The sequence below is a fragment of the Deltaproteobacteria bacterium genome, assembly GCA_026712905.1.
Classification (GTDB): domain Bacteria; phylum Desulfobacterota; class Binatia; order UBA9968; family JAJDTQ01; genus JAJDTQ01.
This window is the reverse complement of the sequence record JAPOPM010000217.1, coordinates 18,942-33,672: the sequence shown is the minus strand read 5'-3', so window position 1 is coordinate 33,672 and position 14,731 is coordinate 18,942. Positions and strand designations below refer to the sequence as shown.

At 63.6% G+C, this 14,731-nt stretch carries 13 protein-coding genes and 1 tRNA gene; 5 read left to right on the top strand and 9 right to left on the bottom strand.

The annotated features are described in order from the left end of the window. Positions 1-567 precede the first annotated feature (567 nt). From OXF11_17930 to OXF11_17920, 3 genes are all read left to right on the top strand, one after another. Complete coding sequence (locus OXF11_17930; protein ID MCY4488978.1) at positions 568-1,041, top strand: integrase core domain-containing protein; 474 nt, start codon at positions 568-570, stop codon at positions 1,039-1,041. Positions 1,042-1,497: 456 nt separating this feature from the next. Continuing rightward, on the top strand, positions 1,498-1,833 hold the full coding sequence (locus OXF11_17925; protein ID MCY4488977.1) for a hypothetical protein: 336 nt from the start codon (positions 1,498-1,500) through the stop codon (positions 1,831-1,833). Beyond that, positions 1,830-4,007, top strand: coding sequence for an NACHT domain-containing protein (locus tag OXF11_17920; GenBank protein MCY4488976.1), 2,178 nt, complete (start codon positions 1,830-1,832; stop codon positions 4,005-4,007). Before OXF11_17925 ends, OXF11_17920 begins: the two co-directional genes overlap by 4 nt. A gap of 289 nt (positions 4,008-4,296) precedes the next feature. Here OXF11_17920 and OXF11_17915 read toward each other — a convergent pair. Both OXF11_17915 and OXF11_17910 read right to left on the bottom strand, forming a co-directional pair. After that, a tRNA-Leu gene (locus tag OXF11_17915) sits at positions 4,297-4,383 on the bottom strand. 57 nt (positions 4,384-4,440) lie between these two features. After that, positions 4,441-4,707, bottom strand: a complete 267-nt coding sequence (locus OXF11_17910; GenBank protein MCY4488975.1) for a Trm112 family protein — start codon at positions 4,705-4,707, stop codon at positions 4,441-4,443. Positions 4,708-5,003: 296 nt separating this feature from the next. Between OXF11_17910 and OXF11_17905 the strand changes: the two genes are divergently transcribed. Together OXF11_17905 and OXF11_17900 are read left to right on the top strand one after the other, a co-directional pair. Beyond that, positions 5,004-6,572 (top strand): UbiD family decarboxylase, encoded by a 1,569-nt coding sequence (locus OXF11_17905; protein MCY4488974.1) that lies wholly within the window; start codon positions 5,004-5,006, stop codon positions 6,570-6,572. A 152-nt stretch (positions 6,573-6,724) separates the two neighbouring features. Next, on the top strand, positions 6,725-7,351 hold the full coding sequence (locus tag OXF11_17900; GenBank protein ID MCY4488973.1) for a glutathione S-transferase family protein: 627 nt from the start codon (positions 6,725-6,727) through the stop codon (positions 7,349-7,351). Between the two features lie 98 nt (positions 7,352-7,449). Here OXF11_17900 and OXF11_17895 read toward each other — a convergent pair whose 3' ends face one another. From OXF11_17895 to cofG, 7 genes are all read right to left on the bottom strand, one after another. Next, the gene (locus OXF11_17895) at positions 7,450-8,517 is read right to left on the bottom strand and encodes an amidohydrolase family protein (GenBank protein ID MCY4488972.1); all 1,068 of its coding nucleotides are present in this window, start codon (positions 8,515-8,517) and stop codon (positions 7,450-7,452) included. Positions 8,518-8,721: 204 nt separating this feature from the next. Further along, entirely contained in the window at positions 8,722-9,372 is a 651-nt protein-coding gene (npdG, locus tag OXF11_17890) for an NADPH-dependent F420 reductase (GenBank protein ID MCY4488971.1), read from the bottom strand. A gap of 49 nt (positions 9,373-9,421) precedes the next feature. Next, positions 9,422-10,183, bottom strand: a complete 762-nt coding sequence (cofE, locus tag OXF11_17885) for a coenzyme F420-0:L-glutamate ligase (protein MCY4488970.1) — start codon at positions 10,181-10,183, stop codon at positions 9,422-9,424. A 50-nt stretch (positions 10,184-10,233) separates the two neighbouring features. After that, entirely contained in the window at positions 10,234-10,914 is a 681-nt protein-coding gene (gene cofC / locus OXF11_17880) for a 2-phospho-L-lactate guanylyltransferase (protein MCY4488969.1), read from the bottom strand. A 126-nt stretch (positions 10,915-11,040) separates the two neighbouring features. Beyond that, complete coding sequence (gene cofD / locus OXF11_17875) at positions 11,041-11,994, bottom strand: 2-phospho-L-lactate transferase (protein ID MCY4488968.1); 954 nt, start codon at positions 11,992-11,994, stop codon at positions 11,041-11,043. A gap of 12 nt (positions 11,995-12,006) precedes the next feature. Then, positions 12,007-13,251 carry a 5-amino-6-(D-ribitylamino)uracil--L-tyrosine 4-hydroxyphenyl transferase CofH gene (gene cofH, locus OXF11_17870; protein MCY4488967.1) on the bottom strand — a complete coding sequence of 415 codons (1,245 nt, stop codon included), beginning with the start codon at positions 13,249-13,251 and terminating at the stop codon, positions 12,007-12,009. Further along, positions 13,220-14,431: a 7,8-didemethyl-8-hydroxy-5-deazariboflavin synthase CofG gene (cofG, locus tag OXF11_17865; protein MCY4488966.1), complete on the bottom strand. Its 1,212-nt coding sequence runs from the start codon at positions 14,429-14,431 to the stop codon at positions 13,220-13,222. The genes cofH and cofG overlap by 32 nt, the downstream gene beginning before the upstream one ends. Positions 14,432-14,731: the final 300 nt, after the last annotated feature.

Below are 14,731 nucleotides of genomic sequence, written 5' to 3'. Positions count from 1 at the left end.
ACGAACCACCAGCTCCAACCTGACAGATAAGGGCTGGGTTGCAACGCGCACCCGACGGGCCTGTCCAGTCGGGAACTCCTGGGCTGGTAGATGTCGCCGGCCGGGAGGCCACGGTGAAGGACTGCGGCGTAGCCGTGGCGAAGTTGCAGGGGCATAGCTGGGCACCGACCCCGTTGAAGGGTTCGAGAGTGAACGTGGGAACCACTCCGTTGGTCCCTGCCAACACGGTGGGGAAGACCTGTCGCCGGTTGATGACGGCGGAGTGGGGCGGAGGACCCGTAGTAGTCCGAGCACGGGAAAGCCGTGTACATGGCGAAGGGGTCCAGTGTGCTCACGGCTTCAATGCAAAACGAGGAGGACGCTGGTGAATACCGGTGCTTCATGGCTTGGCCTGATCGAGGCGGAGTCACGAGTACTCGCGATGCAGACGAAGCTGAACCGATGTAACGGTATGAGCACATGGAGAGCCGGATGCGGTGAGAGTCGCATGTCCGGTTCGGAGGGCGGGCCGGAGAAACCCATCGCTCGAAAGACGACAGGGCGCTCCGGTCCGACCCCTACACCTACGTGTGGACGCGCGGTAGCTGGGTGTACCTGGCGGTGGTGCTTGACCTGTACTCGCGCCGGGTGGTCGGATGGGCGATGTCGAATCGCCTCATACGGGGACTCGCGTTGAACGCCTTGGGCATGGCTCTGACCCACCGGCTTCGGCCCGAGCTGCTGGTGCATCACTCTGACCGCGGCAGTCAAGTTGAATTCAACTGGTCGTCGCAACACCTTGATGATGAGGTGCTGCGATGCAGAAACGGAAACGGAGAAGGTCGGAGCCGGCGCGCCAACTGCTGGGACAACGCCGTCGTGGAGAGCTTCTTTGCTACGCTGAAGACCGAGCTCATCCACCAGGCCGACTACCCCAGTCCAGCCGAGGCAAGGGCCGCGATCTTCGAGTTCATCGAGGTGTTCTACAATCGGCAACCTCGCCACTCCACCCTCGGCTACCAGACACCAGCAGGCTTCGAGCGGATGGCACGGGCAGCTTAACCAACCTGTCCTCCAATCCCGGGCAAGGCCACCACTTGAGCGCTTTGGCCAAAATCATCCCCTCCACCGCTCGCTCCTTCCACGTGCTCACCTGGTTCGGGTGGATCTTGTGCCGCACAGCGATCTCCTGGGTCGTCTTCTCCCTGCGTACCGCCTCCAGTGCCACCTTCGCCTTGAAATCCCCGCTGAACCGTCGTCGTGTGCTCATCGCGTATCCCTCCCTCGGTCGGTGGAATACACCTTAGCAACCTGTCCGATTTTCCGGGACCACATCACTCGGGAGAGCGCGTGTACTTGCGCGACACCGATGATATTGCTATTCGATATCCATGTGTCGTTTTGTGCACATATGGGTTACGGACCCAGATACGCTCGTTGCAACTTAGCGCCCTACGAAGCAGCAGCGCCACACAAGGGAGTTTCTTGCCGAATCATCGTGCTTGACAGGTGACAGCTATGGACAAAACGCCTTTGGCCAAAGAGGTAGCCCATCTATTTCGCGTAACTGGGCACAAGGTCGACGTCAGTGTCGAAATCAACCACAGTGAAATAGACGTGCGCGCAGAAGAGACTCAAGGACTCGTACGAAAAGTAATCCTCGTCGAATGCGCTGACTACGGCCGTCCAGTCGGGATACGAAAGATGCGCGAAGACTTGAACAAGCTCGAGGCCGCGCGTGAGTTGCTCAAACACAACGCCGTCCTCATGCATGTTTCCCGGAACGGTTACTCAAAGAACGCCTCCGGCTTTGCCCTCGACAACGGCGCTCCGTTTTTTCTCTCCAGTCGTTGACCTATCGCCTGGTCAACTTTGACTCCTACATTGCCGCAGTCGAGTCCGACAAAGTCCGAGATACGCTCCTCAAGGAGTATCAGCCTACGAAGATACACTACGACGGCCAACCCCGCCAAGCTCTCGCCGCGATGGATTTCCTCACCAATTGGATAACGGGAGATTCACGTTGGCTCACGATATTGGGCGACTACGGCGTCGGTAAGTCGTGGATGCTGAAGCGCCTCCTATATCTGAGCCTGGACAAACACAAGGCCCACCCCGACCAGTTCCCTTTACCATTTTTCGTTCCACTCCAGCGATTCACCAAGGCCTTCGACTACCAGAACCTTATCCTTCGAACATTTCAAATTCACGGATTGGCCGGCGTGACCTATGATGCTTTTGAACACCTAGCTAGACTTGGGCACGTCCTTTTCCTTTTTGACTCGTTCGATGAGATGGCGCAACATCTCAATCGCGACACGATTCGAGAGAACTTACACGAGTTGCTGATCGGAATGTCTGGCCAATCCAAAGCCATCATGACTTCACGACCCACCTACTTCGAGAACCGCGCCGAAAGACTCGTAGCCGTAGAAACCGACGGTTCACTGGTCTGGCATCCACTCGACCGCACAGAGGAGGAGAGAAAACTAGCACTGACTCGCTTTCTATCGAAAGCCGTGGTGACCAGCCGATTTGCACGGCTTACGGACCTCTCCCCACAACAGAGACGACGGCTATTCGCGTCGGTGCTGGGTTCCAATTCTCCCGCGTATACGCGATTGACGGAACTCCTAAAACGATTTGAGGAACTAGGCTCCATATCGCAACGTGCCGTTATTGCACGGCTGCTGACCACAGTAGCCGAAACGTTGGCGTCTGGCACCGAGGTTAAGACCATAGACGGTCTACCTCTCTTACCCGACGACCTTGAAGTACTAAATCAAGGCAAGATCTTCGAGATCGTGGTCCATAACTTGTTGCATCGAGATCAGCAAGTTGGTAGCCTGACCGCCGGGGACCGGTATCACTTCCTCAGGTCTTTTGCCATATTCTTGCAACAGCCCGCACAACATCCTTTCGCACAGCCTGACGATATCCGTCGCCTCGTCGACACAATATTTCACGACAAGTTGCGGCGAGCCGAGAGTCGCGAACAACTCCTGGAACAGTACTATCGGACTTGTCGAAGACACTCAGGACTAACAACAGAGGACCAATTTCAGGACACGACTGGCCAACTCGACCTTCCGGTAGAAGAGGACGATGCGACATCGAGAGTTGGTTTTTCGCACAATAGTCTCAGAGAGTACTTGGTTGCCGACGCCTTTGCAGACTATCTCACGAATTCGACAGAGTTCCACAGACTTAAGACGGTAACGGTCTCAGAAGCGGTTGTCACTTTTTTTGTGGACCTCGTGGCATACACGCCGGAACTTGTTTCGAAGTTATCTGCGGGCTACCAGAACTGCGTGGATTCAGCCCTCAAGGAGCGCCTCTTCAGATTGCTTTTCGGCCTGATCAACAGCGACGCAAAGAAACACATCGGGTGTTTGGGAAGTCCTGCAAACCTGACGGATATGGACCTTACTGGGCTCGACTTCGGTGGACTGCCGTTGAAAAGTGCTGTGTTTACCGGATCAATTTTGCCTGATACCGACCTTCGGAACGCGGATCTTCGAGGCGCTGTGTTCGACGGAACAATCCTGAGCGGGACAATGTTGGACGGCGGAAAACTCGACGGCGCTGACTTGTCCTGCGCGGAGATAGAAAGCATATTTGTATTTGATGAATTCGAAACGCGCACACGGGCGTTGTTACAGGGAAGGCACGCACGACAGTGGCTATACTCACAAGGAGCCAAGGTGGAAAACCCGGAGGAACTGAACCAACTACTCGGGAGGCCTTGGTACGAAGCGGCGAGAGAGGTCACAAGGACTCTCCAGAGGCGGATCGCGGGGTCACACCAGGATAGTTCCCTCGCCAAAGGGACGGACCTCAAATACAGACCGTTCGCGGAAGATTTCGTCAAGCACCTCCGTACGTGCGGAATCCTGGAGGACATCAAGAGAGGTCGCTCAGGCACAGTAGTGCGGGTAGTCCCCGAACACCGCAACGCAATCCAACGATTCAATGAGGAGGGAACAATCGACCCTTTGTTTCAGTCCTTCTTCGAAAAATATACTTAGCTAGAGGGAACCTCTGATCAATTGCCATGGCTCCTATCCAACTTTCGGGCAACCATCTTCGCAGGGGAACGGTGTCCACTCTCAAGTCGTTAACGACATGGTGTACAACGGAATCTGGCGGCGTTCTACTAAGGAATTGTACATGACATTCGGTGGCTAACGTCGATGCAAATCACTCTGTTCGTAGCCTGACCCCGCTTCTCTGCACTTCACAGCTCCGCTCTCTCGGCCTGAATACGGCATCCAAAGGAAGACAACTCTAAGGGAGCAGGATATATCGCTGCATGCATGGTGCCGGAGGGGGGACTCGAACCCCCACAGGGTTGCCCCTACTGGATTTTGAGTCCAGCGCGTCTACCAATTCCACCACTCCGGCACGGAAAGAAAACGACTAGCCCATAGGGGAGGAGAGGTCAAGGTCGAACCGGGGCGGTCAGCCCTCGTCGTCGATGCCCTCCAGGGGAATCGCCTGCTCCACCAGCATGATGGGGATGTCTTCACGGATGGCATAGAGGTAGCGGCCGTCCGCGCGTACGAGCCCGCCGTCGATGGGCTCGGTCACCTTCTCGCCGACGCGGTTGAGAAGGTGACCGGACTCGATTTTCCGGTTCACGGTGTTGATGAGCGACTCGTCGGCCAACGCCACCGGCTCATGGCTCTCGGGACATGCCAGGATGTCGAGGAGTTGCTGATCTATCACGCTTGCCTCCCATGGCGCCAAGAATGACGCGGAATCAATATTCCTCGCCTCCTCGCGGGTGTCAAACGCGCTGGTCGCCATGAGGCAACTACGTAGCGGAACGTCTTTCCCGCGGAAGCGGGAATCCAGGGGTGGGGAGGCGGGAAAACACCGCTGTAATGCCCCACCACTGCCCCTGGATTCCCGCCCCGATCGGAGTCGAGGGCAGGCTTTCGCGGGAATGGCGGAGCGGGTCGGAGCGCTCTGGTTGATGCGTCACGGGCTCTTGGCTATGTTGCCGTCTGGAGGTGGAGCGAATGAACGGGACTTTTCGGGAATACATCGAGCTGCTGCGGGACAACGACGAGCTGCTGGACATACGCAAGCCCGTCGACCTCAGGGACGTGGCGGCGCTCACGGCGCAGAGCGACCAGGCGCTGCTGTTCGAGAACCCCGTGGGCTACTCCATCCCGGTGGCGTGCGGGCTGCTGCAGAAGCGGGAGCGGCTGGGCTTGGCGCTGGACGCCCCCTACCCGGAGATCCACAAGCGGTTTCAGTTCGCCATGTCCAACTCCATCGACCCGGTGATGGTGGACGACGCGCCGGTCAAGGAGTTCATCCGGCAGGGCGACGACGTGGACCTGTTCAAGCTGCCGGTGCCGATCTTCTCCACCCTGGACGGCGCGCCCATGATCACCGCCGCGGTGGTCATCTCCGAGGACCCCGAGTACGGCATGAACGCGGGCTGCTACCGCCTGATGCTCAAGGAGCGCAACGTCACCGGCATCGACATCGTCACGCCCAACAACCTTCACAACTTCACCAGGCGGGCGCTGGCGGAGAACCGCCCGCTGCCCATCTCGATTTCCATCGGCGTGCACCCGCGGGAGCTGATGGGGGCGCTCTTCAAGGCATCGCTGGGAACCAACGAGCTGGGTTTCGCCGGCGGCCTCGGCGGGCGGCCGGTGGAGTTGACGCCGGGAGTGGCCGGACCCGTGCCGTTCATCGCCGGCTCCGAAATCGTGCTGGAAGGCGAGATCCCGCCCGAGGGCTGGGTGCATCCCGAGGGGCCCTTCGGCGAGTTCTCCCGCCTGGTGGGCGGCACCCACCGGAACCCGAATGTCCACATCAAGTCCGTGCTGCACCGCCGCGACCCCATCTACTACGCGCTGCACATGCCCTGGGAGAACCTGTGGATGAGCGCGCCGATTTACGAGGCGGCGGCGTGGCGCGTGATGGCGGAGACCGGCGTCCAGGTCACCGCCATCAACGTGACGCCCGGAGGCTGCTGCCACTGGCACATCGTGGCCTCCATCAAGAAGAGCCCGGGCGACGGCAAGAACGCCATCGCCGCGCTGCTGTCCATCGCCGACATCAAGTACGTGGTGGTCACCGACGACGACATCGACATCTTCGACCCCGTGGAGGTGGAGTGGGCCATCGCCACCCGCGTGCAGGCGGACCGGGACACCGTGATCCTGTCCAACGCGCGCTCCAAGCCCCTGGACCCGTCCATCCCGCCCAGCACCAACGGCGTCCCCACCACCGCCAAGATGGGCATCGACGCCACCATCCCCGAGAACGTGCCGCGCTACCGCTACAACCGGATCATCTACCACAACCAGGGCAAGGCGGCGCTCGACGACTACCTGAGCGAGTCGCCGGCCGCGGCCCAGCCGCCGGCGGCCGGCGACGACGCCATCGAACGGCTGGCGCAACGCACCCTGGACATGCTGCGCGAGAAGCGGCTCACCTTCAGCGAGCTGCTGGACGCCTTCTCGGACGAAGCCTTCGCCACGGTCATGGCGCTGGTGGGGCGCCTCAACGAACGCAAACAGATCACGCTGGACGAAGAGGGGAAGTACATGCCCGCGGAAGGCGCCTGAGCCGGCGGCTTCCCGAACCCAACCCGTGTCCCGTCCGGTGAAACCGCATGTCGAGATGCGCCGCGACGACATGTACGGGCGACCGGCGGCGCCCCCGTGGCGGGCACACGAAAGGGAGAAGGACAGGCTTCCGGACCAAGAGGAGGATGACAGTGACGGTCGAACTCGTTTTCTACACCAACCCGATGTCGCGCGGGCGCATCGTGCGCTGGATGCTGGAGGAAGCAGGCGCTCCGTATCGCACCGAGCTGGTGGAGTACGGCCCGATGATGAAGTCCCCGGAGTACCTGGCCATCAACCCCATGGGCAAGGTGCCGGCCATCCGCCACGGCGACACGGTGGTCACCGAATGCGCCGCCATCTGCGCCTACCTCGCCGATGCCTTCCCCGAAGCGGGGCTGGCGCCGCCGAGCGGGCAACGCGGCGCCTACTACCGCTGGCTGTTCTTCGCCGCCGGCCCGCTGGAAGCGGCGGTCACCGGCCGCATGTTCGGTTTCGCCGTGCCGGCGGACAAGGAATCCATGATCGGTTACGGCAATTACGCCACGGTGATGAACGCCCTGGAGAAGGCCGTCGCGGGCGAAGGCTACGTCGCCGGCGAGACCTTCTCCGCCGCCGACGTGTACGTCGGGTCGCACATCGGTTGGGGCATGCAGTACGACACCATCGAAAAGCGCCCGGCATTCGAGGCGTACTGGTCGCGGCTCAGCGGGCGCGAAGCGTATCAGCGGGGCAACGCCCTGGATGACGCGGCGGCGGGCTCGGCCGACAACGCGTGACGCCGGGGGTACCGCTCCGCGGCTCGCACCAGCAGACCGACACGTCCCCGCCCGGGCCATCGGTCTCGATGACCGCGCAAGCCCGGCGCGGGCGGCAGCTACTGGCCCAGCCGGTAGAAGCGGCGGGCGTTGTCCGCGAGGATGGCGGCCTTGGCGTCGTCGGAGAGTGTCGGGTGCTCGGCCACTTCGGCGATCTCGTGGCCGATGTCGCCGGGGCCGATCTCGTGCGGGAAGTCGCTGGCGAACAGGAACCGTTCGTTGCCGGCACGCTGGACTTGGTAGTCGAGACCGTTCTCCCCGCCCTCGCAGCCCACGAAGACGTTGTCCAGCAGCGCGTACCGGCTAGGCTCATGCTCCGGGTCGGGGCCGTGGTAGTTGCCGTGGGAGTTCCACTCCCCAAAGAATTCGTGGGAACGGTCCATGCGGTCCATCCAGAAAGTCAGCCACCCGGCGCCCCCTTCGAGGAAGGCCATCCGCAGGTTGGGGAAGCGGTCGAACACGCCGTGGTAGACCATGCCGGAGAAGGCGATCATCAGGCTGAAGGGGTGGCCGAGCCCGGCGATGGGAACGAACGCCTCCAGGGTGTCGAGGCCCATGCCGTGGTGGCAGCCGCCGTGCACCGCAAGCCCGCAGCCCAGCCGTTCGGCCTCGGCGTAGACGTCCCAGTAGGTCTTGTGGCCCAGGTCCATGGGCAGGCCGCGCGACGGCAGCATGGCCCCGAGCATGCCCAGTTCGGTCACCGCCCGGCGCAGTTCCATGACCGCCTCTTGCGGATCCTGCAGCGGGATCAGCGCCATGCCCTTGAGCCGCGGATTGTCCTTGAGATAGCGGTCGTAGAGCCAACTGTTGTAGGCGTGGGCCACGGCGCACGCCCAGTCCGGCATGCTGATGTTGCCCATGGCGAGGCCCCAGGTGGGGTACAGCACGCTGCACTCGAACCCGGCCTGATCCACGAACGACCGCCAGTCCTCCGGGGTGACGGGCTTGCCGCCGCCGAAGGCGCCCTCGCTCAGGTACTTGAGCCCCAGGTGGTGGTGGTCCAGGGAGGGGAAGACGCGCGTGAGGATACGCTTGCTCGCTTGGCTGCGGTAGGGCTCCTCGATGTAATCGACGATGGACTCGTCCTCGATTACGTGACCGTCGGCATCGATGACAGGCAGGCTCATGGGATCCGCCTTTCGACTCCAGTGTGGTGCGTCACACCGGCTGCTAGTGTCGTGTCCCGTAAATACCTGGCATAAGTTGCGCAGGATTTTTCGTCGTCGGCAAGGCGCGATGACGAGCAGTGGCGGGCACCACGCGAGGAAGAGGAACGCAGCCGACGGCGAAAAAGACCAGCAAATTATGCCAGGTATTTACGGGACACGACACTAGTAAATACCCGTAATCTTCACGCTGGCGTGCTTCGACTTGTAGCGGCGGTTGAGAGCGATGAGCACGCCGGTCAGCCCTTCGACGACATAGGCGTTGGCCGCCGGCCCGGCGTCCAGGCCGGTGGCGCCGATGCGATCCAGCAGCTCGATGACGCGGTCCTTGGCCTCCCGGCTGTCGCCGCACACCAGCACGTCGCCCAGGGGTTCGTCCGGCGCGCTGAGGTCCAGCGCGGAGATGTTGTGCAGCGCGCCGATGACCGGAGTGTCGTCGCCCAGGATCTTCTGCGCCTCCAGCAGCGCCGAGCCGGCCTCGGGTACGAACGGCCGGCCCTTGAGCAACGGCACCACCGCGTCGATGACAATCTTGCCGCGCAGCTCGCCGGCCAGATCGGCCACCATCTTCTCCTGCCCCTCGTAAGGGACCGAGATGACGGCCAGCTCCGCTTCCCGCACCGCCTCGGCGTTGATCATTCCCTCGACGAAGTTCGTGCCCAGCCTCTCGTTCAAGTCCTTGGCCGCGTCCGCGCCGCGCTGTGCATCGCGTGAGCCGATGAGCACCCGGACGCCCGGACGCGCCAAGCGTCCCGCCAGGCCCATTCCCAGACTTCCGGTCCCTCCAACGATTGCGATCGAAATGGAATCTTGCATGGGAAGGCTCATAGCATGTTCGCACGAGGTGTCACAAATTCGGAGCGTCCTACCGGCCGCCGCGGAACAGGTCGTCCTCGGCCGGCCGGATCAAATCCCGAGCCGAGCCCTCGTGCGGCGGCAGCTCCAGGCCGCGGACGATGGCCGCGGGCACATGGCTCGTCTTTCCCATGACCAGCTCCGCCGCGCCGGCGATCTGGTCGGCCACGGCGGTGACCGAGGCCTTGAGCTCGTATCCGTACGGGTCCGTCCCACCGCGGTAGTCGATCAGCGGGCCGAACCCGGCCACGCCGATGGCGACGTCGGTGGTGCCCAGGCGCCAGGGCCGTCCGAACGTGTCGGTGATGACGACGCCCAAGGTCTTCTCCGTGAGCCGCCGCACGTCCTCGCGAATGCGCCGGGCGGAACCGTCCGGGTCCCTGGGCAACAGCAGGGCGCGGCCGACGCCCACGTTCGACAGGTCGATGCCCGCGTTGGCGCAGACGAGGCCGTGGTGGGTCTCGACAACGATGGTGCTGCGTCCCTTGGCGACGATGCCGCGGCTCTCCCCCAGGATCAGTTCCAGCAGCCGCGGGTCCTTGCCGTCGAGCTCGGCGGAAAGCCGCAGGGCCTCCGCCGACGGTGTCACCGTATTCAGGTCCACGGCGCGCCCTTCCGACTTGGAAACGATCTTCTGGGCCACCACCAGCACATCGCCGTCGCACGGGGCCAGCCCCTGGCGCGCGCACGCCTCCACCACCAACCGGCCCAATGGATCGCCGGGCTTGACCTCGCCCAGCCCCTCCACGGCGATGATTTCCAGGCGCCGCATTACGCGTCAACCCGCGTGCTTGCCACGTACGACTTCATGGAATTCGCGGGTCAACTGGCCCGCGCGAAGAAGCTGCTGCCGTTGTGGCGCATGGCGGCGAGGCGGTCGTGGGTGCGGCCGCGCTCCAGGCGGGGGATGAGCTGCTGCAGATCGGCGGGCTCGTCGATGTCCAACGCGATGCGCGGGTTCTCGATGACGCTGACGGCGGCCCCGCGGGCTTCCGCCTCGCTCAGGTGGTAGCGGAAGCTGTCGTAACCGAAGCGGAGCCGCAGGATGTCCGGCGGCGCCAGCAACAGCGCGTTGGTCCCCATACGGTCGTGGGAGGGGACCAGGACGGCGAACGGCGCGCCGGCGCTTTCGGGCGCGGCACGGAGCACGGACTCCACGTCGCCGGCGCGCAGCAGCGGGATGTCGCCCGGCAGCACCAAGGCGGCGTCCATGCCCGCCTCCTCCATGACGTCAAGAGCGAAATGGACCGCGTCGGTCTCACCCGTCTCGTCCTGCTCCCGGATCACCGTCACGTCGAAGGCCGAAACCCAGTGCGCCACCTCGTCCGAGCCCGTCACGACGAAGGTCCGGTGGAGGCCCTCGGCCCGGGTCACCTCGGTCAGCACGTCGTGCACCATGGCCTTCATCAACTCCGAGCGCTCGGGCGCGCTGAGACGCGAGGACAGCCGCTGCTTGGCCCCCTGAAAACCCTTGACGGGGATGAGTGCGCCGAACTTCATCATGGAATAGAAGTGCTTAGCACCTGCCCGACGAATTTTGAAACCTGCCTGCGGCCCGCCCTTCCCCACCCCTGGATTCCCGCTTTCCAGGGTGTGTGAAAACTCATGAGGCAACTACGTAACAGAACGTCATTCCCGCGAAAGCGGGGTCAATAGTTCCCGCGCCAGCCGTTTCTTGTCTTCCAGCGTGTCCATGCGGATGGAGGTGGCCTGCACCTCGATGCCTGACCGTTCGATGGCGGGCCGCAGGTGACGGTCTTCCGTGTCGATGACCAGCACGTCGATGAAATCACGGTAGGCCGCGGCGAGCCCGTTGACCGACGCCTCCACGCCCAGGGTCGCCATGAGCTTGTGTGCCGGACCGCTGAAGGAACGTCCCTGCACCATGGGACTCACGGCCACCACCCTGGCGGGCGTCTCGCGCAGGGCTTGGCGCACGCCGGGCACCGCCAGGATGGGCCCGATGCTGGTGGCGGGATTGCTGGGGCACACCACCACCAGGGCGGCGGCGCCGATGGCTTCGAGCATGCCGGGCGCGGGGCGGCCTTCCTCGATCCCTCGGTAGCGCAGGCTCAAGACCTCCGGCTGCCAGCGCGCCTTGACGAAGTACTCCTGGAAGGAGATCTCCCCTTCGGGCGTGGCGAGCCGCGTCTCGATACGCTGGTCAGACATGGGCAGCACGCGGGAGCGCACACCCAGCGCGCGGCACAGCGCGGCGGTCACCCGCGACAGCGGCTTTCCCTCCGACAGGAGGCGCGTGCGCGTCAGGTGGGTGGCGATGTCCCGGTCTCCCAAACGGAACCAGGTCTCGTTGCCGAGCCGCTGGAGCTGGTCCAGCACGGTGAAGGTGTCGTCCCGGACGCCCCACCCCTTGGCCGGGTCGATGAGACCGGCGAGAGTGTAGACGATGGTATCGACGTCAGGGGATACGTGGAGGCCGTGTACTGACGAGTCGTCCCCGGTATTGCACACCACCACCAAGTCTTCGGCGGCCGCCTCCTCGTAAAAGCCCAGCACGAGCTTTGCCCCGCCCGTGCCTCCGGTGAGAAGCAGGTGTGTTCCGGCGCTGGGTTTCGTGGACAAATCCGGCGGTCTCTACAACCCCGCTACCGTCTGGTCCGCCGCGCCGTCTGCGGGCGCGAAGTCGCTCGCGAGGAGCTCGCGCTCTTCCTCCCAGGTACGCAGGACCTCGTAGCCGGTGGAACGCTCGGCCGGGATGCGGTTGATCTCACGGATCAGCGAGCGGAACTCGTGGGGCCAGATCATCTGCCCTTCCGTGGAGCCCGCCAGCCGCGAGATGCTCTCCTCCATGAGCGTGCCGCCGAAGTCGTTGGCGCCGGAGCGGAGGCAGAGCTGCGACATGCGCCGGCCCATCTTCACCCAGGAGACCTGCACGTTGGGAATGGTGTCGTTGAGCAGCACCCGTGCCAGCGCGTGCACGCGGATGTCTTCCTCCTCGGTGGGGCCGGGCCGCGCCAGGCCCTGCTGGAAGAGCGCGGTGTTCTCGTGCACGAACCCCAGCGGGACGAACTCGGTGAAGCCTCCGGTCTCCTTCTGGATGTCGCGCAGCAGCAGCATGTGGTTCACCCAGTGGCTGCCGTTCTCCCGGTGGCCGTACATCATGGTGGAGGTGGTGAAGATGCCCACCTCGTGGGCGGTGCGGATGACCCGCATCCACTGCTCGGTGCTGACCTTGTTCTTCGACAGCACCATGCGCACCTCGTCGTCGAGGATCTCCGCGGCCGTGCCCGGCACGCTGTCGAGGCCGGCGTCGCGCAGCATGCGCAGGTAATCGGCCAGCGGCATGCCGGTGAGCTCCACCCCGTAGGTGATCTCCATGGGCGAGTAGGCGTGGATGTGGATGCCGGGAACGCGCGAGCGGATGGACTGGAGCAGGTCGCGGTAGTAGAACGGCGTCATGCCGCGCGGCAGGCCGCCCTGCATGCAGATCTCGGTGGCGCCGCGGTTCCACGCCTCCTCCGCCTTGTCCGCCACGTCTTCCAGCGAGTGGTCCCAGCTCCCGGGCTTGTTGGGGCCGGTGTGGAACGCGCAGAACTTGCAACCCACGTAGCACACGTTGGTGAAGTTGATGTTGCGGCACACCACGTAAGTGACGCGGTCACCCACCTTGGCCTGCCGCATGAGGTCGGCCGTCACGGACAGGGCGGCCAGCTCGTCGCCGCTCACCTCGGACAGGATCAGGCCTTCCTCCCGCGTGACCTCGCGGCCGGCCAGGGCGTCCTCCAGTATCCGTGCGACGCGCATCTCGATGCGGGGCAGCAGCTCGTACAGCCGTTCGGCCCCGTCGTCATAGTCGAACATCGCTTCGATGTGGCTCATGGTGTCCTCCGACCGCGGCGAGGCCGTCCTCGTCGCACAACCTGTCGATGTAGGGGATCAGCTCGGGCGCGATGAACCGCTCCGCCCGCGCAATGTATTCCGGGTAGATGGGGAGCCGCGGCCGCAAGCTGAAACCGGCGGCCGCGGTGCGCTCACCCAGTTCCAGCAGTTCGGGCCAGGGCGCCTCCGGGTTGATGAAGTCACGGGTCACGGGGGATACGCCGCCCCAGTCGTTGATGCCCGCGTTCAGGTACCACTCGTAACACTCCGGCGTCAGGTTGGGCGGCGCCTGGATGTTCATGTCGCCGCCCAGGATCAGCCGCGCCAGGGCGATGGTCCTGGCCTCGTCATCATAGTCCGCGTGCGGTTGATCGTGCATCGGGATCTCGGGCTTCACGCGAAAGTTCTGCACGATCACTTCCTGGATGTGGCCGTCGCGTTCATGCAGCTCCCGGATGGCGTAGAGCGACGCGATGCGCTCCTCCCAGGTCTCGCCGATGCCGATGAGGATGCCCGTGGTGAATGGGATGCCCAGCCGCCCCGCCTCGGCCAAGGTCCGGAGCCGGGCCGACGGCTTCTTGTCCGGCGCGTCGGCATGCGCGCCGCCCGGCTCCATGAGCCGCTCGCTGACGTTCTCCAACATGAGCCCCATGCTCGCGTTCACCCGCCGGAGCCGTTCCAGGTCGGCGCGCGCCATGAGCCCCGGATTGGCGTGGGGCAAGAGCCCGGTCTCCTCGAGCACGACGCGACAAGCCTCGTACAGGTACTCCAGCGTCCTGCGGTAACCCGCCCGCCGGAGGAACTCCCGCATCTCCGGGTAGATGGCCTCGGGCTTGTCCCCCAGGCTGAACAGCACCTCGGTGCAGCCCATGACCCTGGCCCGCCGCACCGTCTCCAGAACCTCGTCCAGGGACAGCGTCCTGGCGCCGTCTTCTCCGGGCGCCTTGCGGAACGTGCAGTAGCCGCAGAAGTCGCGACACAGGTTGGTGAGCGGGATGAAGACCTTGGGGGAGAAGGTGACGGTGCGGCCCTTGTGGCGGTCACGCAACTCGGCGGCCGCTCGAAGCAGCGCCGTGAACTCATCTCCCTCGACACTGGAAAGCAGGAGGGCGTGGCCCGGCGCTAAGGAACTGCCATCGAGACATTCCTGCAGCAGTCGTGGGACTTGGCGAGTCGTCATTGCCAAACGCTCAAAGTGGTTTGCATAACGGATAAGGGGGTGCAGGTCAACCAGAATCCCGTCCGCGCGGTACGCGGGACGGACGCGCGGGACTTCCCTTTCCGCCCGCAGGACTCTTGGTTTCCTTGCCGGTTTTGAGGTATGCAAAAGGGCTTGCATTTTTGCCACGGATGAAGGAGATTCCTGGCAGAATATCGGCCGTCTCCTGGCGCAGGAGACAAGGAGTTCCATAGATGTCCGACGACCCACAAGACGACAGTATACCGCCGTCGCGCATTCCGGCCCTGAAGGCTTCCATCG